Here is a 271-nt window from a genome sequence, read left to right on the forward strand (position 1 = left end):
ATGTCTCATGAAGTCCCATATTTCTCGTCATATCGGTTGCAAATTGAAACGCCATTGGAAACACGACAAAATAGGCGAAGGCAAAACCGGCGACAAAAACCAGGATGGAGTACGGAATATATTTGACGGTCGATTTCCGCTCTTCCGGACGAAGCCCGGGACGGACATACGCCCATAAATGGTAAAGCGCAAACGGAAGCGATACGGGAAGGCCGATCATGAAAGCAAGCTTCATCCAAATCCCGACCGCATCCCACGGGGAAAAAACGTT

Annotated in this window: 1 protein-coding gene; it reads right to left on the bottom strand. The window is 49.1% G+C overall.

What is annotated here, in order from left to right; all coding sequences use genetic code 11:
• The coding region (locus tag KVT38_RS33735) for a twin-arginine translocase subunit TatC (RefSeq protein WP_217598077.1) at window positions 1-271 on the bottom strand (271 nt) is incomplete at both ends.

The organism is Cohnella sp. GbtcB17 (genome assembly GCF_019091135.1).
Classification (GTDB): Bacteria; Bacillota; Bacilli; order Paenibacillales; family Paenibacillaceae; genus Cohnella.